Consider the following 24,416-nt stretch of genomic DNA (forward strand, 5'->3'; position numbering starts at 1 on the left):
GCTCCTGCCAGTGTTTCCGCCCGCGCGCCCATCCGGCGCGCATCGACAAGATCCCCACACATGTTCAAGCAACTCTGGGCCACCAAGCACCCGCATGCCGCCCATGAAGACGCCAATGGCCTGAGCCTGCGCCGCCACCTCGGACCCTGGGGGTTGACCGCCCTGGGCATCGGCGCAGTGATCGGCGGCGGCATCTTCGTCATCACCGGGCAGGCCGCAGCCAACCATGCCGGCCCGGCCATCATGCTGTCCTTCGTGCTGGCCGCCATCTGCTGCGCGTTCTGCGCCATGGCCTACGCCGAGTTCGCCTCGATGGTGCCGGTCTCGGGCAGCGCCTATACCTACACCTATGCCACCTTCGGCGAGCTCTCGGCCTGGTTCATCGGCTGGATGCTGGTGCTGGAGTACGGTGTGTCCGCCTCGGCAGTGGCGGTCAGCTGGACCGGCTACTTCCTGAGCCTGCTCAGTCACTTCGACATCCACCTGCCGGCCGCACTGGTGAGCGCGCCGCTGGACGGGCAGCTGCGCCCGACCGGCGCGATCGCCAACCTGCCGGCGGCCATCCTGGTGCTGCTGCTGACCTGGCTGTGCTACGTGGGCATCAGCAAGTCCTCGGCCATGAACATGGCCATGGTGGTGCTCAAGACCGGCCTGATCGTGCTGGTGATCGTGGTTGGCTGGAAGTACGTCGATCCTGCCAACTGGACCCCGTTCATTCCGGAGAACCAGGGGCCCGGCAAGTACGGCATGGAGGGCGTGCTGCGTGGCGCTGCCATGGTGTTCTTCGCCTATATCGGTTTCGAGGCGGTCTCGGTGGCGGCCCAGGAGTCACACCGTCCGCAGCGCGACATGCCGATCGGCATGATGCTCTCGCTGGTGGTCTGCACGGTGCTGTACATCGCCATGGCGGCCGTCATGACCGGCCTGGTGCCGTACACCCTGCTCGGCACCGATGAGCCGGTGGTCACCGCCGTCGCGGCGCATCCCCAGCTGGGCTGGCTGCGGGTGGTGGTGGAAATCGGGGCACTGGTCGGCCTTTCTTCGGTCGTACTGGTGATGGTGATCGCGCAGCCGCGCATCTTCATGATCATGGGTCGCGATGGCCTGCTGCCGCCCGTGTTCACCCGGATCCATCCGAAGTACCGCACTCCGCATATCAATACGGTCATCACCGGAATCGGCATCGCCCTGCTGGCTGCGCTGTTCCCGCTGGACGTGCTCGGCGAACTGACCTCGATGGGCACGCTGATCGCCTTCGCGGCGGTGTGTGCGGGCGTGCTGATCCTGCGCCGCACCCAACCGGACCTGCCGCGCCCGTTCCGCATGCCGATGGCGTGGCTGATCTGCAGCCTGGGCGTGCTCAGCTGCCTGGCGCTGCTGTCGGCGATGACCATGCACAACTGGATGCTGATGGGCGTGTGGACGTTCTTCGGGTTCGTGATCTATTTCTGCTACGGCTTCCGGCACAGCCGCCTGCGGGTGAAGTAAGGGGTTCTGCATTGCAGGGCCTGCGGCCCTGCACCCGCCGTTGAAGCCGGAGCAACGGCAACAGCAACAGCGGGGCCGAGGGTTTGGCGGGACGGGTTGGGTTCGCGGGGGACGCCGTGAATCCATCCCTGGAGGCTTGGCCGCGGCATCCATGCCGCGGACACCCCCGCGAACCCAACCCGCCCCACCTCCGACAGTCTCCTGGCGCGTCTGGTTGGTCCACGTCTTGCGTGGATGAATTCGTCCAGGAGATGAATTTTCGTAGGTCGATGAATCCTCTGTAGAGCGGAGCCATGCTCCGCTCCGAGCAAGTGCAGCGAAGCGACCCGCTTTTCGCTTTTCCTTCTTCACTCCGTGGCTGACGCGCACGGAACCTGTCCGTGGCCGGGCGGGTGGGCTGTGCAGGGATGTCCGCGGCAGGGATGCCGCGGCCAAGCCCCCAAGGATGGGTTTGGCGTCCTCTGCACAGCCCACCCGCCCGGCCAAAGCAAGAAATCCCGCCCCGCGAGACAGCCACGAGGGGCTCAGCCGTTGGCCGAATCCAGTAAAATCGCCCGCATGAACGCCGCCCCCCTCCCCTACGACACCGCGCGCCTGAGCGAGCTCGCCCAGCTGCTGATCGACAACGTCCGCGAACTGGCCCAGGCCGGCTGGACCCCGGCCACCAGCAGCAACTTCTCCCATCGGCTCGACGACCGCCATGCGGCAATCACCGTCTCCGGCAAGGACAAGGGGCGGCTGATCGAGGACGACATCATGGTCGTGGACTTCGATGGCCAGGCCGTCGGCCGTCCCCTGCGCCCGTCCGCCGAGACGCTGCTGCACACGCAGCTGTACCGGCGTTTCCCGGAAGTCGGCTGCGTCCTGCACACGCATTCGCCGGTGCAGACCGTCGCCTCGCGCCTGTATGCACCGCAGGGGCACATCCGCCTGGAAGGCTATGAGCTGCTGAAAGCCTTTGCCGGCAACAGCACGCACGAGATGGCCATCGACGTTCCGGTGTTCGCCAACACCCAGGACATGAACGTGCTGTCGGCCCAGGTCGAGGATCTGCTGGACCGCCAGACGCTGTGGGGCTACCTGATCGATGGCCACGGCCTGTACGCCTGGGGCCGCGACATGGCCGAAGCGCGCCGCCACCTTGAGGCATTCGAGTTCCTGCTGCACTGCGAACTGGAACTGCGCAGGCTGCGTGGCTGAGCAGATTCCAAACCGCAATCTGCGCCCGCCCGCCACCCTGCTACCCTGTCCTCCCCCCGAGACGTTCAAGCTGCCGCCATGAGCCGACTGCGCATCTACGACGACACCCGCCCCGAATCCCCGCTGCTGGACAGCCAGGACGGCGCCATCATCGCTGCCGAGCTGCAGAAGATCGGCGTGACCTTCGAGCGCTGGCAGGCCACCGCACCGGTCGCGCCGGGCGCCAGCCAGGACGAGGTGTTCGCCGCTTACCGCGCCGACATCGATCGCCTGGTCGCTGAACGGGGCTTCAAGAGCGTGGATGTGGCGTCGATCGCGCCGGACAATCCCAACCGCGCCGAGCTGCGCAGGAAGTTCCTCGACGAGCACTTCCACAAGGAAGACGAAGTGCGCTTCTTCGTTGCCGGCTCGGGGCTGTTCACCCTGCACGTGGGTGACAAGGTCTACGAGATCGAATGCGTGAAGGATGACCTGATCGCCGTGCCCGATGGCACCACGCACTGGTTCGACATGGGCGAGGAGCCGAGTTTCGTGGCCATCCGCTTCTTCACCGAGCCGGATGGCTGGGTCGGCCACTTCACCGGCACCGACATCGCGCAGAAATTCCCCCGTTACGTTCCGACCCAGGCATCCTGATCCATGCAGCCCCGCGTCATCCTGACCGACATCGAAGGCACCACCAGCAGCATCTCGTTCGTCAAGAACGTGCTGTTCCCCTATGCGCGCCAGGCGCTGCCCGGCTTCGTGGCCGAGCATGGCCAGCGACCGGAGGTGCGCCGCTGGCTGGACACGGTGGCCAGCGAAATCGGCGGCGCCTGCCAGGACAGCGTGGTCGCCGAGACCCTGCAGGGCTGGATCGACCAGGACCGCAAGCACACGGCGCTGAAGGCGCTGCAGGGCCTGATCTGGGACGCCGGCTATCGCCGTGGCGACTACACCGCGCACTTCTATCCGGAAGTGGCGCCGGTGCTGAAGGGATGGCATGCCTCGGGCCTGCCGCTGTACGTCTACTCCTCCGGTTCGGTGCCGGCGCAGAAGCTGTTTTTCGGTTTCAGCGACGCGGGCGATCTCAGCCCGCTGGTGTCAGGCTGGTTCGACACCGAGATCGGCGGCAAGCGTGAGGCCGACAGTTACCGCCGCATCGTCCAGTCCATCGGCGTGCCGGCAGGCGAGATCCTGTTCCTGTCCGACGTGGTGGAAGAGCTTGATGCCGCGCGCGAGGCGGGTCTGCAGACCCGCCTGCTGGACCGTCTGGACGACTACCCGATGCCGCGCGTCGGCGACGCCGCCCACGGTCACGAGCGGGTCGAGAACTTCCAGCAGATCCAGCTGTAACACGATCCCTTTCTGGTCGCAGCCAACCCGGGTTGGCTGCGGCCCAGGCCAGGTACCGCCGACGGCGCAGCCTCAACGATCATTGAGGCTGCGCACCTCCAGCGCCTCGCGCAGCGTGGCCAGATCCACCGGGCCGCGCACGCTGATGTCGCGGCTCTCGCCCGGCAGCAGATCGAGCAGGTTGTCCTCCAGTTGCACCTCCAGGGCACCGAAGTCCACCCATGCCGCGCGCACGAATGCGCTGCTCTGCAGCCGCAGCCGGTAGTGGTCCCCCTCGATGTCCAGCGTGGCCCTGAGCGCCTGGCGGGGCAGCACCTGATCCTTGGCCTCGACGAATCCCACGACCTGACGCGCAGTCGTCTTCCCTCCCTGCAGCACCTCGAACACGGCAATCGTGCGCTTCGGATCGGCACCCGCCAGCAGTTCTGCATCACTGAAATCGCCGACCGCCGTCACGCCCGCGGCCGCCAGGGTCACCGCCTGCTCGCGACGACGTAGCACTTTGCCGTCGACATCCATCACCCGCAGCCGCCAGCGCGCCTCGCCGGCGTCGCCATCGTTGAGCAGACGCACGCGTGTCGTGCCCTCGTCACGCAGCGCCGCCACGGCAACGGGAGCGAAGAAGCGCCGCGCCTGGTAGTGCAGCGCCTTCCAGCGCCCGAAGTAGTCCACACTCGACCAGGACGCACCCGGCCATACGTCATTGAGCTGCCAGTAGAGCGAGCCCATCGTGTAGGGGCGTGAGGCGCGATGGTGCAGCGCTGCCAGAGCGATGCCATCGGCCTGCATCACCTGGCTGAGATACACGAAGTCCGCGAAATCCTTCGGCGTACCGTAACCCCGCTCGATATAGTGCAGCAGACGGCTGTTGCCCTCGCCCGCCATGAATTTCTGGTGCGCGCGAATCACCGGGCTGTCGATCCGCTGCTCGGCGCGGGTTGCGATCTGGTCCACCGTAGCCACGGCCGGCCACGCCTGCAGGCCGTACTCGGACATGAAGCGCGGCGTCTCGCGCAGATAGGCCTGCACCGGCAGCGCCGGATTGCCCCACACCTGCCAGTAGTGCTTGTCGCCACGGGTGGAGTCGTTGGCCTTCTCGTCGAGGTCGTTGCTGGGCGAACTGGACCAGTACGGCACCCCCAGCCCTTCTTCACGGACCACCGCACGCAGGTCATTGCCGAACAGGTCCACATAGCCCTGCCAGACCTTTGCTGCAAAGGCCGGATCCGCGGCCTTCAGGTCGCGGCCATGGCCCCAGTCCTTCCACGCGGTTTCCTCTTCGTTGTTGCCACACCACAACACGATGCTGGGGTGATGGCGCAGGCGGCGCACGTTGTCGCGTGCCTCGGCAACCACGCTGGCGCGGAATGCCGGGTCGTAACCGGGCTGCATGCCGCCGCCGAACATGAAGTCCTGCCAGACCAGCAGGCCCAGTTCATCGGCAATATCGAAGAACACATCGTCTTCGTAGTAGCCGCCGCCCCAGTTGCGCAGCATGTTCATGTTGGCGTCGCGCGCGGCGGTCAGCACCTGGCGCACGCGCGCGGGATCCACATGGGCCGGGAACGCGTCGAAGGGAATCACGTTCGCACCCTTGGCGAAGACCGGCACGCCGTTGATCACGAATGCGAAGCCCTGGCCGCCATCAGCGTCCTTGTCGCGGCGCAGCTCGACCGTGCGCAGGCCGATGCGCTGCTCGCGCGCGAGCGACTCGCTATCGCCGCTGTCCAGGCGGACCGCCACCACGTAGCGATCCTGTGCCCCGTAGCCGACCGGCCACCAGCGGCGCGGCTGGGCAAGCGCCACAGGCAGCTCCACCGTATTCGCTCCCGGGGCCACTGCAACGTGCCGCTGCACCCGCGCGACACTGCGCATCTCCGGATCGAACACCTCCACATCGACGGCCGCGGTACCCGCGGCAGCGTCCTGTTCCACCTGCAGCACGACCGCAAGCTTCGCCTGCTGCGCGTCCAGCATCTCGGTGCGTACGGCCACATCGCCGAGGCGGCGCCCCCCCCAGGACTCCAGGTCGATGCCACGCCAGACCCCGGCGGTGACATAGCGCGGACCCCAGTCCCAGCCGAAATGGTAGGCCGGCTTGCGCGCGAAATTACCGACCATCGCATCCTTCGGCTCGTCACCGTAGGGCGATGGATAATTGCCAGCGATCCTGTGCGGCATCGCCTGGACAGCAGGCAGCAGCGTGCGGATCGGCGAACGGAACACGATCTGCAGCGTGTTGCCCGTCGCCTTCAGGCGGCCGTCCACGCGCACGCGCCAGCTGCGGTGAGCGTTGTCGGCGCGCAACAGCGGCCTGCCGTTGAGGGTGACTTCCGCGTAGGTATCCAGACCGTCAAAGCGCAGTTCCGCGTTCGGCCTGGCCAGGGTCGCGGCGTCCACATCGAAACGTGCACGGTATTCCCATGCCGCCAGGCCGATCCACTGCAGCTCGGCCTCGGCGGCGCCGACGTAAGGATCACGGATCAGTTCATGCGCCAGCAGGTCGGTGTGGATGCTGCCCGGCACCTGCGCGCTGCGCCATTGCTGCAGGCCGGGATGCGCCGCGCCCTGCGCGTCGCCCGGCAGCATGCGGAACTCCCAGCTTGCCTGTAACGGAGCGGCCGCTGCCGGGAATACGAGAGTGGCAATCCACAACAGGGCCAGAGAGGCGAATGGGCAAACGGCACGGAAAGGGCGATGCACGGGCGGGACTCCTGTTGTGTCCGCCGGGCATGGCCCGGCGCTACCGATCATGCTTCCGCCGGGCATGGCCCGGCGCTACCGATCATGCTCAACGCACGACGTTCAGCACTTCGTAGCAGGCACCCATGGTGTGGTAATCCACCTTGCCTGCGGGGCTTTTTTCATCGCTGTACTTGCGGTTGTCTGCATCGAGAATGCGGAACCAGGCGCCGTAGCGGTGATCGACAAAGTGCTCCCAGGAATAGGCCCAGATGCGGTCGTACCACTGCCAGTAGCGGTCATCACCGGTGCGCGCAGCCATCAGCGCAGCGGTTGCCAGGGTTTCGGCCTGTACCCAGAAGTACTTGTCGTCGTCGCAGACGAAGCTGTCGCCGCCGATCGGCGCGCCGTCCATGCCCGGCTGCCGCCGTGACTCCGGCGCGAAACCGTAGTACAGGCCACCACGGGCCTCGTCCCAGCTGCGCTCCACGGCCACGTCGAACAGATGACGCGCCGTCGGCACCAGCCAGTCGGCCTGCACGTGCCGATCCAGGATCAGCAGCAGTTTGGCCCACTCCGTCTGGTGGCCCGGCTGGAAACCCCAGGGACGGAACAGATGCTTGGGGTCGTCCAGGTTGTAGTTCCAGTCGATCTCCCAGTTGGAATCGTAGTGCTCCCATACCAGGCCACCGGCCTTGGCTGCCTGGCGACGGGTCATGTTGTCGGCCAGCTGCAGGGCACGTTCCACATAGCGCTGTTCGCCACTGGCCTCGAACGCAGCCAGCATGGCCTCGCACATGTGCATGTTGGCGTTCTGTCCACGGTAACCGGTGAAGTTCCACTGGCCGTCCGCCTCGTCCCGGTACAGACCGTGCTGCGGCTCCCAGAAGCGCGCCTCCAGCAGCTGCCAGGTCTCATCCATCCACGCGCGGGCCTGCTCGATGCCGGCCTTCAACGCGCAGCTGTAGGCCAGCAGGACGAACGCCACGCCATAGCAGTGATTCATGTCGTCCTCGACCTGGCCATCGCGCAGGGTCCAGGCATAGCCACCGGTGGCCGGATTGCGGTGCACCTCACGCAGATAGCGCACGCCATGCTCGACGGCCTCGCGGTACTCGGCCTTGCCGAACTCGCGATAGGCCATCGCGTAGTTGAAGACGAAACGGGTGCTGCTTACCAGATGGCGATGGCTGGCATCGTAGACGCTGCCGTCGTCACGGAAATAATGGAAGAAGCCACCGGCCGGATCGATGCAGCGCGGATGATAGAACGCCAGGGTGTCGGCGATATGCGCGCGCAGGAACGCGGGCGAACGGAAGTCGGGCGAGGTGCTCATGCGGTAATGTCCTGTGCCTGCAGCAGCTGCTGCACTTCGTCGAGCGAGGGCATCGCGGCGAACGCGCCCTTGCGGGTAACGGCCAGCGCGCCGACCGCGGCACCGAAGCGCAGCGTGGCGTCGATGGCCTGCGGGTCCCGGCAGAACGCGCTGAATCCCGCGCCTGCGCCACCCCGCTCCAGCAGTCCCACCAGCACGCCTCCCACGAAGGCATCACCGGCTGCGGTGGTATCGACAGCGGCGACCTGGAAGCTGGTCACCGTGCCCTGCGCCTGGCGGGTGTACCAGCGCAGCGTGGCCGCACCATCGGTCACGATCACCCAGCGAGCCTGCGCCGCCAGCAGCCGCTGCAGCACCGCGTCCTCGCCGCCGTCGCCCAGGGGCGCCGCCAGGTAGTCCAGTTCTTCGCGCGACAGCTTGACCAGGTCCGCGCGTTCGAGCGCCTGCCACAGGCGCGGCGACGGATCGACATCGGCCGGCCACAGCGCCGGCCGCAGGTTGAGGTCGAGACTGACCACAGCCCCGGCAGCGCGCGCGCGCTCCATGCCCGCGAAGGTTGCGTCCGCGATGGCCGCCTCGGTCAGGCTGTTGGAGCAGACGTGGAAGCACTGCGCACTGTCGAAGCAGGCGGCCTGGAAATCACTGTCGCGGAACAGCAGATCGGCCGCCGGCGGACGGTAGAAGCTGAAGCTGCGCTCTCCCTCTGCATCGAGAGCGACGAACGCCAGCGCGGTCTTGGCGGCATCGGTGCGGACGATGTAGTCGGTACCGACACCGTGCTCGGCCAGGCTTTCGGCCAGGAAATCGCCGAACATGTCGCGGCCCAGCATGCCGACGAACTGGGTCTTCGCGCCCAGCCGCGCGGCAGCCACCGCGACGTTGGCCGGTGCCCCGCCGGCGTATTGCAGGAACGCGCGCGGCGTGTCCGCATTGGCCGGCGGCTGCGCCAGTAGATCGATCAAAATTTCGCCGAAGCAGACAATCGCACCCATTCCGGACTCAGCCTCCCTGCGTTGCGGAGGCCGGCGTACGTGCGCCGACCAGTCCGTAGAAAATGATGTAGACGTAGCACAGCAGCGGCAGGATGAAGCTGGCCTGCACCCCGATGTGGTCGGCCAGCACGCCCTGCAGGTACGGCACCACGGCGCCGCCGACGATGGCCATGATCAGCAGGCTCGAGCCCTTGTTGGTCAGCGGCCCCAGGCGCTCGATGCTGAGCGCGAAGATGGTGGGGAACATGATCGAGTTGAACAGGCCGATCGCCACCACCGAGTACAGCGCGACACTGCCGGCGCTGGCCATGGTCAGCGCCAGCAGTCCGACGTTGACCAGTGCGAAGATCGCCAGCAGGCGGCTCGGCGAGAAGCGGGCCAGCAGCGCCGAGCCGGCAAAGCGGCCGACCATCGCCATCGTCCAGTAGGCGGAAACGTAGTGTGTGGCCTCCTGCTCGCTGAATCCGCCGATGTCGGGCATCGACAGGTAGTTCACCAGGAAGCTGCCGATCGACACTTCCGCACCGACATAGAAGAAGATGCCAAGCACGCCCAGCAGCAGATGACGCTGGCGCAGCGCATCCAGATAGCTGTGGTGATGCCCCTGGTCGGCCTGTTCGGTCGCATCGCTCAGCGCCGGCAGGCGGAACAGGAACACGAACAACGCCAGCAGCACCAGCGCCACCGCGAGGCCCACATACGGGCCCTGCACGGCCTGCGCCTCGGCAGCACGATAGGCCAGCTGTTCGGCGGCCGGCATCGCCGCCATTTCATCGGCGCTCTTGACCGTATTGGAAAGAATCAGCATGCCGCCGAAGATCGGCGCGATCGCCGTACCCAGCGAGTTCAACGCCTGAGCCAGGGTCAGCCGGCTGGAGCTGGTCTGCTCCGGGCCCAGCAGCGCCACATAGGGATTGGCCGCCACCTGCAGCACGGTGATGCCGGTGGCGAGCACGAACAATGCACCCAGGAAGGCGCCGTAGATCCGCAGTTCGGCCGCCGGCCAGAAGCCCAGCGCGCCCACACCTGCAATCAGCAGGCCGGCCACGATGCCCTTCTTGTAGCCGAGAGCCGCGACCAGGCGGCCAGCGGGCAGCGACATCAGGAAGTACGTACCGAAGAAGGTGAACTGCACCAGCATCGCCCGCGCGTAGTTCAGCTCGAACACCGCCTTCAGGTGTGGAATCAGGATGTCGTTGAGGCAGGTCAGGAAGCCCCACATGAAGAAGATGGTGGTCACCACGGCCAGGGCCTTGCCGTTGGTGACGGCCGGTGCGTTGCCCGGGGAACCCGACGGACGGGGCGTTGCTGAGATCGGCATGCGGAACGCGCCTCGTTGCGCGGAATCGTTGTTGCGTGGAAGGAGTAACGGCAGTGAAATCAGGTCGGCCGGGCGGCACTGCTTTCGCGGATCCGCAGCTGCACCGGAGCCACCGTGCGCCGTGGCGGCGCATCCGGTTCTTCCAGGCGCTGCAGCAGCAGTGCCGCCGCCTGCCGGCCACGCTCGCGCGGGTCGGCGGTCAGCGTCGTCAACGGTGGCACCGCCACCGAAGCCTCGGAAATATCGTCGAAGCCGGTGACAGCGAAATCGCCGCCCGGCCGGATGCCGCGCGAGTTCAGGCCCAGCATCAGCCCCAGCGCGACGGTGTCGTTGTAGCAGACCGCTGCGCTCGGCCGATGGCCATCGGCGAACAGTTCGTCGGTGCGTGCAGCCGCCTCCAGCCGGTTCGGCGCCGATTCGATCATCCAGCCGGGTGGCAGCGACAGTCCAGCCTCAGCCAGCGCCTGCTGGAAGCCGGCACGGCGCTGGTGGCAGGAACTGGACGCCGCGTGGCCGCCGAAGAAGGCGATATGGCGATGGCCGCGCTCGATCAGGTGGCGGGTGGCCAGATAGGCCCCATGCTGGTTGTCCAGCGTCAGGAAGTCCCAATCGGCCCCGTCCAGCTCACGGTTGAACAGCAGGACGTTGGCATTGGCTCCCAGTGCCTGGCGCAGCTGCGTGGCATCGCTGCCTTCGGCCGGCGACAGGATCAGCCCCGCCGGGGTGTGTTCCATCAGCGTGGACAGCACCGCCTGCTGGCGTTCCGGCGATTCGCCGGTGCTGCCCAGCAGGGTCACGTAGCCACGCCCACCCAGCGCCTCGTCGACGCCGGAGGCGAATTCGGCGAAGAATGGATTGGACAGGTCGTTGATCACCAGTGCGATGCTGGAGGACGTGCGCCGCCGCAGGTTGGCTGCTGCGCGGTTGTAGACATAGCGCTGGCGCCGCAGCTCGGCCTCGACCTTGGCCCGGGTATCGACGTTGACCAGCGGGCTGCCGCGCAGCACCAGCGACACGGTCGCCCGCGATACGCCGATGGCGCGCGCGATGTCGGTCACCGTCACTGCCTTGCCGGCGCGTTTGCTGGAAGTGCTGCTGCCGTTGTCGTTCATCGTATTCCCGGGCTCCGCTGAGGGCTCAAGCCTAATGGATCGCGGCCGTCTCGTGCCGTGCCGTTCGCTGGGTCGCCGCGAACGGCACAGCCCCGATCAACGCAGCTGGCTGCCAGGTGCCGCGCACCAGGACACCGGCAGATCCTTCACCGCCGTGCCCCACCCCTGGGTCGGCGCCTGCGCGTCGAGGGCGAAGTGCAGGCGCGGGCCCTGCTGCAGGCGCTCCCAGTCCAGCCAGACCGGGGGATGCGCCTGGCCATCGACCTGCACGCCCTGCACGTACTGCAGGCGGCGGCCGTCCGCCCCCGGGGCATTGATGCGCAGGGTGCGGCCATTGCCCATGTCGACCTCGACCCGGGCAAAGCGCGGCGTATGCAGCAGGAACTGGCCACTGCCCGGTACTGCCGGGTACATGCCGATCGCACTGAACAGGTACCACGCCGACATCGTTCCAAGATCGTCGTTGCCGGTCACGCCATTGGGCGCATTGGTGAACAGCTGCTGCGCGGCCCGCACCACCGCGGCGGTCTTCCACGGCTGGCCGATCAGGGTGTAGAGCCACGGCGCGTGCAGATCGGGTTCGTTGTTCGGGTTGTAGCGGAACTGGTTGTAGTAGCTGTAGGGTCCGACCACCCATTCGCGCCGCGCGGCGTTGAGCGGGTCGGCCTGCAGTGCATCCATCGCGAAGAAGGCATCGAGCCGGCGCCCGGCCTGCTCACGACCGTCCATCGCCTCGACCAGCCCCGGCATGTCCTGCTGCGCCAGCCACTGGTACTGCCACGCGGTGCCTTCATGGAAGCCGTGGTGGGAACGTGGGCTGTAGTGCCCGTCGGCCGGGGTGTACCACTGCCCGTCCTCGGTGCGAGGCCGCGGGAAGCCGCTGAAGCCGGTCTCGGCGTCGCGGACCTGCGGGTCCCACACCTTGCGCCAGTTGCGGCCGCGCTCTCGCAGCGTCGCCGCATCCCGGGCGTGACCCAGGCCATCGGCCATCTGCGAAAGCGCGCAGTCGGCCAGTGCATATTCCAGAGTGGCCGAGCCGCCGTGATGCGGATCGACGTCCATGCCCTTGGACGGGAACGCACGGTCGTAGACCACGTAGCCCTTGTCCAGATAGGTCGGATTGCCCGACCGGCCCGCATGACGGGAATTCAACGGCGGGGTGCCGAACGCATTGCGGCGCAGCGCATCCCACGCCTGCGATTCACGGCCCTTGAACGCACCGAAACGCCACAGGTCGACCATGAACGGGGTCACCGGATCGCCGGTCATGATGTTCGTCTCAAAGTTGGCGTAACCCCAGCGTGGCAGCCAGCCCCCCTGCTCGTCGATCGCCAGCAGCGTGCGGCCGATGTCACGCGCCACATCGGGGCGGGTCAGCGCCAGCCATTGGTTCTGCGCACGGTAGGTATCCCACAGCGAGAAGTACTCGTAGTAGGTCCAGCCATCCGCGCGATGGATGCCATCGTCGTAGCCGCGGTAGCGGCCGTCGGCATCGCTGCCGGTCAGCGGCTGCAGCAGCGCGTGGTAGGCGGCGCTGTAGAACACCGTGCGGTCATCAGCACTGCCGCCCTGCACGCGCACCCGGCCCAGCTCCTCGCGCCACGCCTGCTGCGACAGCGCGCGCATGCGGTCGAACCCCATCAGCGCTCCGCCCTGCATGCCCTCGGTGCGCAGGTTGGTGCGCGCGCCTTCGGCATCGACGTGCGAAATCGCGCTCACCGCCGTGACCGACTGCCCCTTGGCCAGGTCGAAGCTCAACCAGGCACCGTTCGGCTTCTGCTCGCCTTCCATGCTGTGGCGCGCCCCCGGCAGGCCACCGGCCTCGCCCCAGGTACCATGCGCCTTGAACGGGCGATCGAACTCGATGCGGAACCACGTCGTGTACTGGTGGCCACCGCAGAAACTCTTGGTGACCAGCTTGCCCTCGACCACGCGGTCGCCGACCACGTCGATCACGCTGCCGATCACCGAATGGCGTTCATTCGCCTGGCCGACATTCACCAGCACGTGGCCATCGCCGCTTCGCTGGCTGAAGGTGTAGCGCTCGGCGGCGGCACGGGTGCGCGCGGTCGCCTCGGCATCGATGCCACCGTAGCTGGTCAGGCGCACCTTGTAGTAGCCGGCCTGGCCGATTTCGCCGTCATGCGTGTACGACGCGGCATAGGTCTTGTGGTTGAAGCTCTTGGCGTCGGCGGTGTCGAAATCGCCACCGGGACCGATGCTGCCGGTCACGGGCAGGACCGAGACCTGGCCGCCCTGCTCCCAGCACCCGGCACCGGACAGGAAGGAGTGGCCGAAGCCACGGATCTTCTCGTCGTCGTAGCGCCACCCCGAATAGTGGCTGCCGATGGGGCTGACCTGGATCAGGCCGAAGGGTGCCGAGGCGCCCGGGAACGTGTTGCCATCGTCCTTGCTGCCGATGAAGGTGTTCACCTCGCGCTCGAGTGCGGCCGGGGCGGCCTGCAGCAGCACCGGCGACATCGCCAGAGCGAGCAGCCAGGCCAATCGCGTCAACGGGCGCGGCGTCGAGGGGACAGCGGGAGCGGACGGCACTGGGCGCATGTCGGGTTCCTGTGGTCGATGGTGCGGTGGCAGACGGCTGGAGCCTGCAACGCCTTCCGCTGAGCGCTGCCTGCAGGCAGCCTGCTCCCCGTGGAATGGCGCGAGACCCGCGCAACCGTGAATTTAGATCGATTCAAGTAGAGCATGGCGATTCGCGCCAATGCATTCTGCGCCGCAGCATACGTCCCGCCGCGCGGCCTCTTGGCCGACCTGCCGGGGAATCGCGCGAGAAAACGTTTCCAGCCGATTCAGAAAAACGTCATGCCCCCGCCACGGCAATACCATATTGCGCAGCAGCATGCGCCGACGGGCAACCCATGCTAAAAAACGCCCGCCCATCGCTTAGATCGATCCAAGACGACGTTGCGGTGGCCGGGAGTTTGGGGAAGCAGCGACAGGACGGGCCGGCACAGACACAGGATGCAGTTGCAACTGCGTAGCGACCGCACCGGCATCACCACAGATTAGATCGATTCAAGTCATCCGCACCACGTCACGCGTCAGCGGATCAATCCAGGAGAGAGGGAGAGATGGGAATGAGTCACTCAAAACGCATGCATGGCCAGGACGCACTGTCGCTGGCCATCGCGCTGGCATTGGCCGCTGCCGTCCTGCCGGCGGGCGCTGCGGCGCAGCAGGCCACCACCGGCACGCCCGATGCCACCACCCTGGACAGCGTCCAGGTCACCGGCTACCGCTACGCCATCGAAAAGAGCCTTGAGCAGAAGCGCGACGCCAACGCCGTGGTCGAAGTAATCACGGCCGAAGACGTCGGCAAGTTCCCCGACAAGAACGTGGCCGACGCGCTGCAGCGCGTACCGGGCGTGGTCATCACCCGCGACGGCGGCGAAGGCAAGACGGTCAGCGTGCGCGGCCTCGCTGCAGACCTGACGCTGACCCAGTTGAACGGCAACTACGTCGCCACCTCCGAGACCAACGACGAGGCGACCCGCTCTTTCAACTACACCCTTCTGCCGTCCAACATGCTGTCCAGCGCCGAGCTGTTCAAATCGCCGGAAGCGCGCATCGATGAAGGCGGCATCGGCGGCACGGTCATCCTGCACACCCGGCGCCCTCTGGACATGGAGTCCAACTCGGGCTTCGTCACCCTTGAAGGCACCTCGTCAGACACCAGTCGCGACATCGATCCGCAGGCCTCCGCACTGTACTCGTGGCACAGCAAGGACGAGCGTTTCGGCGTGCTGGTCGGCGTGACCCAGCAGAAACGCACCAGCCGCACCATGGAAGTCACCACCGAGAACTATCAGTGGTACGGCACCGATACCGATGCGCGCGATGTGCATGGCAACCCCATGCTGCAGGACGGCATCGAGTACTGGTGGGGCAACTCCGGCTTCAACAACCAGAACGGTCGCAACTACACCGACTTCTTCATGCCGACATCGGTCAATTTCGCGGTGAAGGAGGAAACGCGCGAGCGCAAGGGCGGGCAGCTGACCTTCCAGTTCAAGCCGGTCGACAACGTGACCATGACGGCCAACTACTTCCGCTTCGAGCTGGAGGGCAACTACGCCCAGCACATGCTGAAGGTGCCGGAGTGGAGCATGGCCCGCTTCAATGGTGACGGCAACTGGGCCGGCGGCCGCATGCTCAACGGGCTGGACTTCGATCCCAGCGGCACCGTCGTCACCGGCGCGCAGTTCGAGAAGCTGGCCGGCAAGACCTATTACTGCAATGAAGCCGAGGCCGAAGCGGCCGGGCTCGAGCCGGGGGGCTGGGGCCCCGATGACTGCACCATTCCGACCCCGCAGCTCACCGGCGGCTACAGCCGCGAAAAGGCGCTCTCGCAGACCGCCGACCTCAGCATCGACTGGGACATCAGCCCGCTGTGGAAGGCGTCGTTCACCGGCGGCCGTACCTGGTCCGAAGGCGGCCCCTCGATGAACTTCCGCATGTCAGCCAAACCGCGTCGGCAGACCAATGGCGTGTGGGAATCGTCCAGCAGCACCTCCTGGGACCTGACCGGCACGCCGTCGGGCACCTTCGCTCCCGACCTGCAGCAGCAGCTCATGGCCGGCATCGCCGAGATCGACACCGGTTCGACCGACTCGTCCTGGAAGCAGACCGAGATCAAGCAGAACTATTTCCAGGCCGATGTCACCAAGCTGTTCGAATCCGGCTGGCTGGACTCGATCCAGTTCGGTGCCAAGTATCGTGACGGCACGGTGCACCGCAACACCGGCAATACCTACTGGGTGTGCCAGGGCCGAGACCCGTCGGACTACGACAACAACCGCTACCAGAGCGGCTGCGACCCTACGGCCAATATCGCCCAGCCCGGCTTCTTCCTGTCCAACCCGATCAGCAACATCCCCGGCGGCTTCAATACCAACGTGTTCCCGGGCATCAACTATCCGGCCTACATCGATTACCTGAACAAGACCTACGGCGGTTCGCACAACCGTGTCGAGGACGACTTCATCTACAACGTCAACGAGAAGATCTACTCGGGCTACTTCCAGGCCAACTTCCGCACCGAGCGGGTGCGCGGCAACGTGGGCGTGCGCGTGGTGCGCACCAAGCAGCTGGCGCAGTCCACCGATTCGATCGAGCGTTTCGACGACTACTTCCTCGACAACGCCGCAGGCGCACCGATGGCGTGCTCCGACCCGGCCGCGGCGGCCTACCCGAACTACAGCTGCGAGAGCGGTTTCGTGCGCCTGCCCTACAACCTGGCACAGAGCAAGAGTTTCGAGCTGCTGGGCGTGGACCGCACCTACACCGACGTCCTGCCGAGCTTCAACATCGCCTGGGACATCACCGATACCCTGCTGCTGCGCGGCGCCGCCTCGAAGGTCATCGCACGCCCCGGCTACACCGAGATCGGCGCTCCGGGCAGCCTGCGCTACTACAGCGAGGAGTACGTCAATGACCGCCGCGTGGCCGGCGGTGCACCGACCCCGGGCTGGACCGGCGACGGCAGCAACAAGCAGCTTGAACCCTTCGAGGCCACCCAGTTCGACCTCGGCCTGGAGTGGTACTTCCAGCCTGGCGCGGTGGCCGGCGTGGGCCTGTTCCGCAAGAACGTGGACAACTTCACCGTGCCTGTCGTGCGCGACATGCAGATGCAGGTCGGTGGCGAAACCGTGACCGTGCAGGACTACGAGACCCGTGCCAACGGCCAGGACGGCGTGTCGCAGGGCGTGGAGCTGTACGGCCAGTACACCTTCGATTTCGGCGTCGGCGTGCAGGCGAACTACACCTACAACGACACCAACCTGGCCTCGATCGTGCTGGATGGGCAGAACATCGGCTCGTCGCCGCTGGTCGGCAGCGCCAAGAACCAGGCCAACGTGACGGTGTTCTACGAGAACGACAAGTTCCTTGCCCGCGCCTCGTACAACCGTCGCGGCCAGGTGGTCGGCGGACTGAACAACGGCATGACGGTCTACACCGAGCCGTACGACCAGCTTGATCTCAACGTGGCCTACAACCTCACCCCGGAGTGGACCCTGACCGCGTCGGTGATCAACGCCACCAGGTCCGAGCAGCGCGTGCATCTGGGCAATGACACCAAGGCCCGCCTGATCTCCAATACCTACGCGGGCCGCCAGCTGTACTTCGGCGCGACCTGGAAGTTCTAAGGCAGTCGCCCCGCCTGGCGCGGGGACATTCCTCCACGGCAGTCACGCTGGTACAGGTGGCTGCCGTTTTTCATGGGCACCGCGGAGGCTTCACTTGACCCTGCCATCGTTGGAAGGTGCACACTGGCTGCATTCCCCGGAACCGAAGGAGCTACAGATGGACTTCCATGTTGACGGCATGACCTGCGGCGGATGCGCGCGCAGCGTGACCCGCGCGATCCAGAGCGTTGATCCGCAGGCCACCGTGGTCGCCGATCCGCCGACAGGCCGCGTGCAGGTGCAGACCACGGCCAGCGAAGCGGAGATCTTCGCCGCTGTGAAGGACGCAGGCTTCCCGCCGCGCACCGCCTGATCGCCCGGCTCCGGGCGATGCTCACGTCCTTCTGAAGGAGCCACAGCACTCCCGCCGCGCAGGTGCGAAGGCCCCTGCGCCCCGCGGCTCAGCTCCGGCGCGCCTGCCGCCGCCGCGCCGCGACTGGCTCCGCGCCTTCCTCGCCCTCCTCCAGCCGCTGCAGGATCGGGCACTCCGGCCGCTCGTCGCCCGCACAGCAGCTGATCAGCGACTTCAGCGTATCGGCCATCTGCCGCATGTGGTCGATGCGCTGCTCGAGATCATCGATGTGCTGCTCGGCCAGGCGCTTGACGTCGGCGCTGTGGCGCGAGGTATCGTTCCACAGACCCAGCAGATCCGTGATCTCGGCGACCGAGAATCCCAGGTCCCGCGCGCGGCGGATGAACCGCAGTCGATGCACGTCGGCGTGCGAATAGGCCCGGTAGCCGGATGCCGTACGGTCGGCAGCAGGAATCAGCCCGATCTGCTCGTAGTAGCGGATCATCTTCGCCGAAACGCTCGATGCCTTCGCGGCCTCACCGATGTTCAAGACAGTCTCCTTTTCAGTGGCTGGCGGCGTCGGCCATCGGCGCCCGGAAGCGACGCAGGCGCAGTGCATTGCCCAGCACGAACACGCTGGACAGTGCCATCGCACCGGCGGCGAATACCGGCGACAGCAGGATGCCGAAAGCCGGATACAGCACGCCGGCGGCCACCGGAATCAGAGCGGTGTTGTAGGCGAAGGCCCAGAACAGATTCTGCCGGATGTTGCCAAGGGTGGCCCTGGACAGCGCGATGGCATTGGGCACGCCCAGCAGACTGCCGGACATCAGCACTACATCGGCCGATTCCACCGCCACATCGGTACCGGTGCCGATGGCCAGGCCCACATCCGCCTCCGCCAGCGCCGGCGCATCGTTGATGCCGTCGCCGACGAAGGCGACGTGACCATGCGCAGCCTTGAGGCGTCGCACCGCCTCCACCTTGCCTTCGGGCAGCACTTCGGCCACGACCTCGTCGATGCCCAGCTGGCGTGCGATCGCCTGTGCGGTGCGCGCATTGTCGCCGGTGATCATCGCCACCTTCAGTCCCAGCTCATGCAGTGCGGTGATGGCGGCCGGCGTGCTCGTCCTGATCGGGTCGGACACTGCGATCACCGCTGCCAGCCGGCCATCGAAGGCGGCGTACAGCGGCGACTTTCCTTCACCTCCCAGACGCTGCACCAGCGCGGCAACGCCATCGATATCAACGCCCTGCGTTCGCATGAACCGGTCGGCCCCGACTTCAATGCGGCTTCCCTGCACGATCGCACGCACCCCCATGCCGGTGACCGATTCGAACGCCTGCAGGGCCGGCACGGAGATGCCCTCCTCCTCGGCGGCCATCACGATCGCGCGTGCGATCGGATGCTCCGAGCGCGATTCAACGGCCGCGACCGCGCCCAGCACCGCCGCTCGCGCAAAACCGTTGCTCAGTTCCAGATCGGTCAATCGCGGGCGGCCCTCGGTCAGGGTTCCGGTCTTGTCCACCGCCACCACCCGCGCATCCTTCAGCAACTGCAGTGCCTCGCCCTTGCGGAACAGCACGCCCATCTCCGCGCCCCGCCCGGTGCCGACCATGATCGAGGTCGGCGTTGCCAGCCCCATCGCACAGGGGCACGCAATGATCAGCACGGCCACGGCATTGACCAGGGCGAAGGTAAGCGCCGGGGACGGCCCGAGCAGCAGCCACGCCACGAAGGTGGCCAACGCGGCCAGCATCACCGCAGGCACGAACCACAGCGTGACCCTGTCGACCACGGCCTGGATCGGCAGTTTCGACCCCTGTGCCTGTTCAACCAGGCGGATGATCTGCGCAAGCACGGTCTGCGCACCTACCGCCGTGGCACGCACGGTCAGTGCTCCCTGCTGGTTGACCGTACCACCGACCACGGCCGCGCCCGATGCCTTTTCAACCGGAACCGGCTCACCGCTGATCATCGACTCATCGACGAAGCTGCGCCCCTCGACCACCTCGCCATCCACCGGGACGCGTTCGCCAGGACGTATTTCCACGAGGTCGTCACTGACCACCTCGCCCACCGGGACGTCGACCACCCGACCGTCGCGTACTACGTGGGCGACCTTGGCCTGGAGCTTGACCAGCCGCTTGATGGCTTCCGACGTACGGCCCTTGGCACGCGCCTCGAGAAAGCGGCCCAGCAGGATCAGCGCGACGATCACCGCCGCAGCTTCGTAATAGACGTTCACCGTGCCGGGCGGCAGCAGCCGCGGTGCGAAGGTCGCGATCACCGAGTAGCCGAACGCCGCCGCGGTGCCCACCGCGACCAGCGAGTTCATGTCCGGTGCCAAACGCAGCAGTGCCGGAATGCCCTTCTGGTAGAAGCGCCGGCCGGGAATCACCAGAACCAGCGTGGTCAGCACGAACTGCACATACCAGCTGGCCTGCAACCCGATGGTCGACATCACCCAGTGGTGCATGCCCGGGATCAGATGCGATCCCATCTCCAGTACGAACACCGGCAGGGCCAGCACGCTGGCCAGTATCAGCGCGCGCTTGAGTTCAGCACGCTCGGCGTCCTTCTTCTCGCCGCCGTCATCGGCCTGCGCGCTGCCATCAACAAGACGGGCGCCGTACCCCGCCCTGTCGATCGCCGCCAGCAGCGCCTCCACGTCTGCTGCGCCGCGCACGGTGGCACGCTCGGTGGCCAGATTCACGCTCGCCGCGCTCACGCCCGGCACGGCCAGCAGTGCGCGTTCGACCCGGCCCACGCAGGACGCGCAGGTCATGCCCTCCACGGCCAGCTCCACGGTCGTGGCCGCAACCTCATAGCCGACCTTGTGCACCGCCTCGATCAAGGCGGCGCGGTCCACCGGCCCCGACGGACGGATATCGGCACGTTCCGTGGCCAGGTTCACCGAGACGCTGCCGACACCCTCCACCTTGGCCAGCGCGGCCTCGACCCGGCCTACGCAGCTCGCGCAGGTCATGCCTTCGATGGGCAGGCTGATCGGATCAGGCACGGAAGCGGCGGTGGTGGCGTGCGACAGACTCATGACGGGATTCCCGGATTCCTTCTGGACAGGAACAGGCTAAACCTTGCCATCGTGGGAAGGTCAAATCCAGCCTGTCCTGTCCGCCGGCCCAGCGTTCACTTCATCCGCGGGGCATGGATCCACCGGTCGAGGGTGGATCCATGGCGCGGGCTCAGAACGTGAACACGTATTCCAGCGCGAACTCGCGGCCAACCGCACCGAGCAGCCGGGTCGGCGCGAAATCGTAGTCCAGCTTGTAGGGATCCTTGTGGTTCCAGCTGGCCGAGTTGAAGACGTTGTTGACGTACACATTGACCTTGGCACGTTCAGTCACCTGATAGCCCACGTTGACGTTCCAGGTGATGAACGGTCCGACCCGGCCGTAGTAGCGCGCAGTGCGCTGGCCTGCATTCGGATTCGGATTCGGCGAACCATCGGGGCGCGTCGCAGGTTCCAGGCAGTCCAGCGAAGGACTGTCGCTGGGCACGTAGCCATCGGCGAACGGCAGGCAGCCGCCGGGATTGTCCAGGCGGTCGGTGCCCCAGTGGTAACGCACGCCCGGCACCGAGCCGATGCGGTCGGCATACACGTTCGCGTTCCAATGACCGCGCTGCCAGGCCAGGCTCGCTCGCAGCTTGCTGCGCAGGTCGCGGTCACGGCGCTGCGGATTCGGATCCGCGGCATAGCGCTGCTCCTTGGTCGACAGCTGGTTGGTGTAGTTCACGCCGAACTGGAAGCTTCCCCATGCTGCGCTGTCCCACCGGTAACGCGCGGTCAGGTCGATACCGCGGACCTCCCGGCTGGCCAGGTTGAACGGCCCCCGCTCGATCGACACCAGGCGGCCATTGCTGTCGCGGTTCACGCGCGCGAGGATGCCGGCGCAGTAGTCGGCACCGGCCGGATTGGCCCACGGCGTGCCGTCGATGTTCAGTCCCGTGCGGCAGCCCGCTTCGCTGGCCAGCACCTCGTCGGCGCCGACATCGACGATCATGTCCTCCAGCTTGATCGCCCAGTAGTCGGCACTGATCGAAAGATTGGACATCACATCCCAGACGAATCCGACCGTCCATGAGTCCCCCGTTTCCGAGCGCAGCAGCGGAGTACCGCGACGATTCACGTCGAACGTGTACCAGACATCGGTATTGCCCACTCCACAGTTGTTGACCAGATAGGCACCGCTTTCGATGCAACGCAGGCGGTCATAGGTCTGCACCTCGGAACTGCTGGGCTGCCCCAGCAGGTAGTGCATGTCAGGCGCGTGGAAGCTGGTGGCGTAGGAACCGCGTACCAGCAGCGACTCCACCGGCCGCCATTCCAGACCGACATTCCAGGTGGTCTCCTTCTGGCTGCCGATGTCCAGCGCCTCTGCATTGGCGTCGGCCTTGTAACTGCCGTAACGGTCATAGCGTGCCGCCGCGGTGGCGATCACGCTGTCCAGCAGTGGAATCTTGAACTCCACGCCCGCCGAGTAGCGCGTGCGCTCGCCGCCACCGCGATCAACGTTCTGCAGGTCGAAATCGATGCCGGCGCGAGGGTCGGGAGCGAGGTGATATCCCTGTTGCGCCACCTCGGCCACCGCCGCGAACGAAACAGGCCCCGCCCAGCCCTGGAACAACTCACCGGTGATGTCCGCCGACGCCTGGTTGACCCAGGAAGACGCACGGTTCTTCGCCACCGTACCCATCTGCCAGTACTGGTCCGGCGTGAGCGGGTTCCACCAGCGTGCTTCGTCCAGTGCGTAGATCGCTTCACCATCCGCCGTCGTACCCAGGCGCGGGCCGAGGAAGAAGTCATAGGACTTCTGCTCGTCCACTACATTCTGCCGCTCTTCCACGCGGTAGTAGGAACGGCCGATGGTGGCACTCCAGTCGAAGCGGTCCGCCAGGCGCCCGCGCAGGCCTGCACTCCAGTCCCAGGACAGCTCCCGGTTGGTGTTGCGAAGGGTGTCCAGGCCGCCCACTTCGTTGGGCGTGAACTGGCGCACGCCCAGGATCGCGCGGTTGCGGTTGGCATCCCAGTAGTACCCGTTGTCATCATCGATGAGCGTCACGCTGGGCGGATTGGTCCCCCAGATCGCCTCCGACCGGTACACCGCCAGGTTGGTCCAGCCCTGCAGGTCGCTGTCGAAATCGAACGTGGCATACAGATTGCCGGACACATTCTCGGCACCACCGGTCAGCAGCCAGTTGGCATAGTCGGCCGTCATGCCACACAACTGCCCGGTATTGGTGATCGTATCGGTGTTGTAGTTGTAGACCAGTCGATCGGCGGTGTAGTACTCGCCATCGAACTTCTCGCAGGTGCCGGTCGGCGGCGCCAGTCGCTGGCCGGTACCCGGGTCGATCAGGGCCAGGCCGGCGGTAGGACGGAAACCGACCTTGCGCTGTTCCATGTTCCAGGAGGGGCGCGGCGCATCATCGGCATCATCCATCTGCGGCCGGTCACGGCCGAACAGCGGATCGCGCTTGGTGTACTGCAGCGCGTAGGTCACGCTCCAGTTGTCTCCGGTCCTGCCACCCGCCCACGACAGATCCCAGGTATCGCGACCACCTTCAGTGGAGGTGCCGCCGCGCACGCGCACTTCGTCGCCGTCGTAGTGGGTCTTCAGGATGACGTTGACCACGCCTGCAATGGCATCCGAGCCGTAGATCGCAGAGGCGCCGCCGGTCAGGACCTCGATGCGCTCCACCGCAGCGGCGGGAATGTTGCCGTAGTTGGAGAAATTGGTCTCCCCGCCATAGGGCAACGGGTAGTCGGCCACGCGACGGCCATTGACCAGCAGCAGTGAGCGGTTGGGGCCCATCCCGCGCAGATTCAGGCCGCTGGCGTTGGGCGTGTGCGAGCCCCACTGCGACGCCGCCTCCACGGTGCCGGTGGCTTCGGTCAATGTCTTCAGCGCATCGTACACGCTGACAAAGCCTTCCTTCTGGATCTGCTGCGCGGTGATCACGTTGACGGGAGCTGGGCCTTCGACGCTGGCGCGCTTGATGCGCGAGCCGGTGACGGTGACCGCGTCGAGATCCTTGGTGGACGAGCCTGAGGTTTCCTGTGCATTGGCAGCCAGCGGAAGCAGGGCCAGGACCAGGGCCTGGGACAGCAGGTGACGACGATTGCGGACGAACTGAGCCATGTGGTCGCTCTCGGAGGGTGTGGTCGCACGGATGGGTGGTGGCGCGGCACTACGGAAGATCCAGGTGCCGGGTCGGTTCAAGCCGGTTCCGGCGCCCCCTGTGGATCGATCCAAACTAAAGCACGGCTGAACCGGAGAGAGCATTCCGCGACGCAACACGCCGCTGCGGATCCGCTGCCGTCCCCGCTTGAAAAGTAGATGAATCAGTGGCTTGCGCAGGTTGGCCGCCGCAGGCCGGAGATGAACTGATGACACGCGAGCGGCAGACCCGCGCGGAACCGACTTCG

At 66.4% G+C, this 24,416-nt stretch carries 15 protein-coding genes; 6 read left to right on the plus strand and 9 right to left on the minus strand.

Annotated features, from left to right (window positions below):
• Positions 1-60 precede the first annotated feature (60 nt).
• From AC5P76_RS03550 to mtnC, 4 genes are all read left to right on the plus strand, one after another.
• Entirely contained in the window at positions 61-1,488 is a 1,428-nt protein-coding gene (locus AC5P76_RS03550; protein ID WP_053519498.1) for an amino acid permease, read from the plus strand.
• A gap of 558 nt (positions 1,489-2,046) precedes the next feature.
• On the plus strand, positions 2,047-2,688 hold the full coding sequence (locus AC5P76_RS03555; RefSeq protein ID WP_053516701.1) for a methylthioribulose 1-phosphate dehydratase: 642 nt from the start codon (positions 2,047-2,049) through the stop codon (positions 2,686-2,688).
• Between the two features lie 78 nt (positions 2,689-2,766).
• On the plus strand, positions 2,767-3,324 hold the full coding sequence (locus AC5P76_RS03560; protein WP_053516703.1) for a 1,2-dihydroxy-3-keto-5-methylthiopentene dioxygenase: 558 nt from the start codon (positions 2,767-2,769) through the stop codon (positions 3,322-3,324).
• 3 nt (positions 3,325-3,327) lie between these two features.
• Positions 3,328-4,023, plus strand: coding sequence for an acireductone synthase (mtnC, locus tag AC5P76_RS03565; protein WP_253118754.1), 696 nt, complete (start codon positions 3,328-3,330; stop codon positions 4,021-4,023).
• A gap of 72 nt (positions 4,024-4,095) precedes the next feature.
• On the opposite strand, the gene AC5P76_RS03570 is transcribed toward mtnC, so the two are convergent.
• The 6 genes from AC5P76_RS03570 to AC5P76_RS03595 all read right to left on the minus strand — a co-directional run bounded on the left by AC5P76_RS03570 (position 4,096) and on the right by AC5P76_RS03595 (position 14,028).
• Complete coding sequence (locus tag AC5P76_RS03570; protein ID WP_429000964.1) at positions 4,096-6,792, minus strand: beta-mannosidase; 2,697 nt, start codon at positions 6,790-6,792, stop codon at positions 4,096-4,098.
• Positions 6,793-6,814: 22 nt separating this feature from the next.
• Entirely contained in the window at positions 6,815-8,041 is a 1,227-nt protein-coding gene (locus AC5P76_RS03575) for an AGE family epimerase/isomerase (RefSeq protein WP_065182689.1), read from the minus strand.
• Positions 8,038-9,033: a carbohydrate kinase family protein gene (locus AC5P76_RS03580; protein WP_053516706.1), complete on the minus strand. Its 996-nt coding sequence runs from the start codon at positions 9,031-9,033 to the stop codon at positions 8,038-8,040. Before AC5P76_RS03580 ends, AC5P76_RS03575 begins: the two co-directional genes overlap by 4 nt.
• Before the next feature lie 7 nt (positions 9,034-9,040).
• Positions 9,041-10,354: an L-fucose:H+ symporter permease gene (fucP, locus tag AC5P76_RS03585; protein WP_053516708.1), complete on the minus strand. Its 1,314-nt coding sequence runs from the start codon at positions 10,352-10,354 to the stop codon at positions 9,041-9,043.
• 59 nt (positions 10,355-10,413) lie between these two features.
• Complete coding sequence (locus AC5P76_RS03590; protein ID WP_180875969.1) at positions 10,414-11,466, minus strand: LacI family DNA-binding transcriptional regulator; 1,053 nt, start codon at positions 11,464-11,466, stop codon at positions 10,414-10,416.
• A 96-nt stretch (positions 11,467-11,562) separates the two neighbouring features.
• Entirely contained in the window at positions 11,563-14,028 is a 2,466-nt protein-coding gene (locus tag AC5P76_RS03595) for a GH92 family glycosyl hydrolase (RefSeq protein ID WP_459061959.1), read from the minus strand.
• A 530-nt stretch (positions 14,029-14,558) separates the two neighbouring features.
• Here AC5P76_RS03595 and AC5P76_RS03600 point away from each other — a divergent pair.
• Positions 14,559-17,633 carry a TonB-dependent receptor gene (locus AC5P76_RS03600; RefSeq protein WP_253118756.1) on the plus strand — a complete coding sequence of 1,025 codons (3,075 nt, stop codon included), beginning with the start codon at positions 14,559-14,561 and terminating at the stop codon, positions 17,631-17,633.
• 157 nt (positions 17,634-17,790) lie between these two features.
• Positions 17,791-17,985, plus strand: a complete 195-nt coding sequence (locus AC5P76_RS03605; RefSeq protein WP_253118757.1) for a heavy-metal-associated domain-containing protein — start codon at positions 17,791-17,793, stop codon at positions 17,983-17,985.
• Positions 17,986-18,073: 88 nt separating this feature from the next.
• On the opposite strand, the gene cueR is transcribed toward AC5P76_RS03605, so the two are convergent.
• From cueR to AC5P76_RS03620, 3 genes are all read right to left on the minus strand, one after another.
• Positions 18,074-18,514 (minus strand): Cu(I)-responsive transcriptional regulator, encoded by a 441-nt coding sequence (gene cueR, locus AC5P76_RS03610; protein WP_053516714.1) that lies wholly within the window; start codon positions 18,512-18,514, stop codon positions 18,074-18,076.
• Between the two features lie 13 nt (positions 18,515-18,527).
• Complete coding sequence (locus AC5P76_RS03615) at positions 18,528-21,020, minus strand: heavy metal translocating P-type ATPase (protein ID WP_253118758.1); 2,493 nt, start codon at positions 21,018-21,020, stop codon at positions 18,528-18,530.
• A 151-nt stretch (positions 21,021-21,171) separates the two neighbouring features.
• On the minus strand, positions 21,172-24,129 hold the full coding sequence (locus tag AC5P76_RS03620) for a TonB-dependent receptor plug domain-containing protein (RefSeq protein WP_253118759.1): 2,958 nt from the start codon (positions 24,127-24,129) through the stop codon (positions 21,172-21,174).
• Between the last annotated feature and the right edge of the window lie 287 nt (positions 24,130-24,416).

The sequence above is a fragment of the Stenotrophomonas sp. YJH_SMC_36 genome (assembly GCF_059369935.1).

Bases quoted from the DNA above. Each gene is read 5' to 3' on its own strand.
- AC5P76_RS03550 (WP_053519498.1), top strand. From the start codon at position 61: ATGTTCAAGCAACTCTGGGCCACCAAGCACCCGCATGCCGCCCATGAA.
- AC5P76_RS03555 (WP_053516701.1), top strand. From the start codon at position 2,047: ATGAACGCCGCCCCCCTCCCCTACGACACCGCGCGCCTGAGCGAGCTC.
- AC5P76_RS03560 (WP_053516703.1), top strand. From the start codon at position 2,767: ATGAGCCGACTGCGCATCTACGACGACACCCGCCCCGAATCCCCGCTG.
- mtnC (WP_253118754.1), top strand. From the start codon at position 3,328: ATGCAGCCCCGCGTCATCCTGACCGACATCGAAGGCACCACCAGCAGC.
- AC5P76_RS03570 (WP_429000964.1), bottom strand. From the start codon at position 6,792: ATGCCCGGCGGAAGCATGATCGGTAGCGCCGGGCCATGCCCGGCGGAC.
- AC5P76_RS03575 (WP_065182689.1), bottom strand. From the start codon at position 8,041: ATGAGCACCTCGCCCGACTTCCGTTCGCCCGCGTTCCTGCGCGCGCAT.
- AC5P76_RS03580 (WP_053516706.1), bottom strand. From the start codon at position 9,033: ATGGGTGCGATTGTCTGCTTCGGCGAAATTTTGATCGATCTACTGGCG.
- fucP (WP_053516708.1), bottom strand. From the start codon at position 10,354: ATGCCGATCTCAGCAACGCCCCGTCCGTCGGGTTCCCCGGGCAACGCA.
- AC5P76_RS03590 (WP_180875969.1), bottom strand. From the start codon at position 11,466: ATGAACGACAACGGCAGCAGCACTTCCAGCAAACGCGCCGGCAAGGCA.
- AC5P76_RS03595 (WP_459061959.1), bottom strand. From the start codon at position 14,028: ATGCGCCCAGTGCCGTCCGCTCCCGCTGTCCCCTCGACGCCGCGCCCG.
- AC5P76_RS03600 (WP_253118756.1), top strand. From the start codon at position 14,559: ATGGGAATGAGTCACTCAAAACGCATGCATGGCCAGGACGCACTGTCG.
- AC5P76_RS03605 (WP_253118757.1), top strand. From the start codon at position 17,791: ATGGACTTCCATGTTGACGGCATGACCTGCGGCGGATGCGCGCGCAGC.
- AC5P76_RS03615 (WP_253118758.1), bottom strand. From the start codon at position 21,020: ATGAGTCTGTCGCACGCCACCACCGCCGCTTCCGTGCCTGATCCGATC.
- AC5P76_RS03620 (WP_253118759.1), bottom strand. From the start codon at position 24,129: ATGGCTCAGTTCGTCCGCAATCGTCGTCACCTGCTGTCCCAGGCCCTG.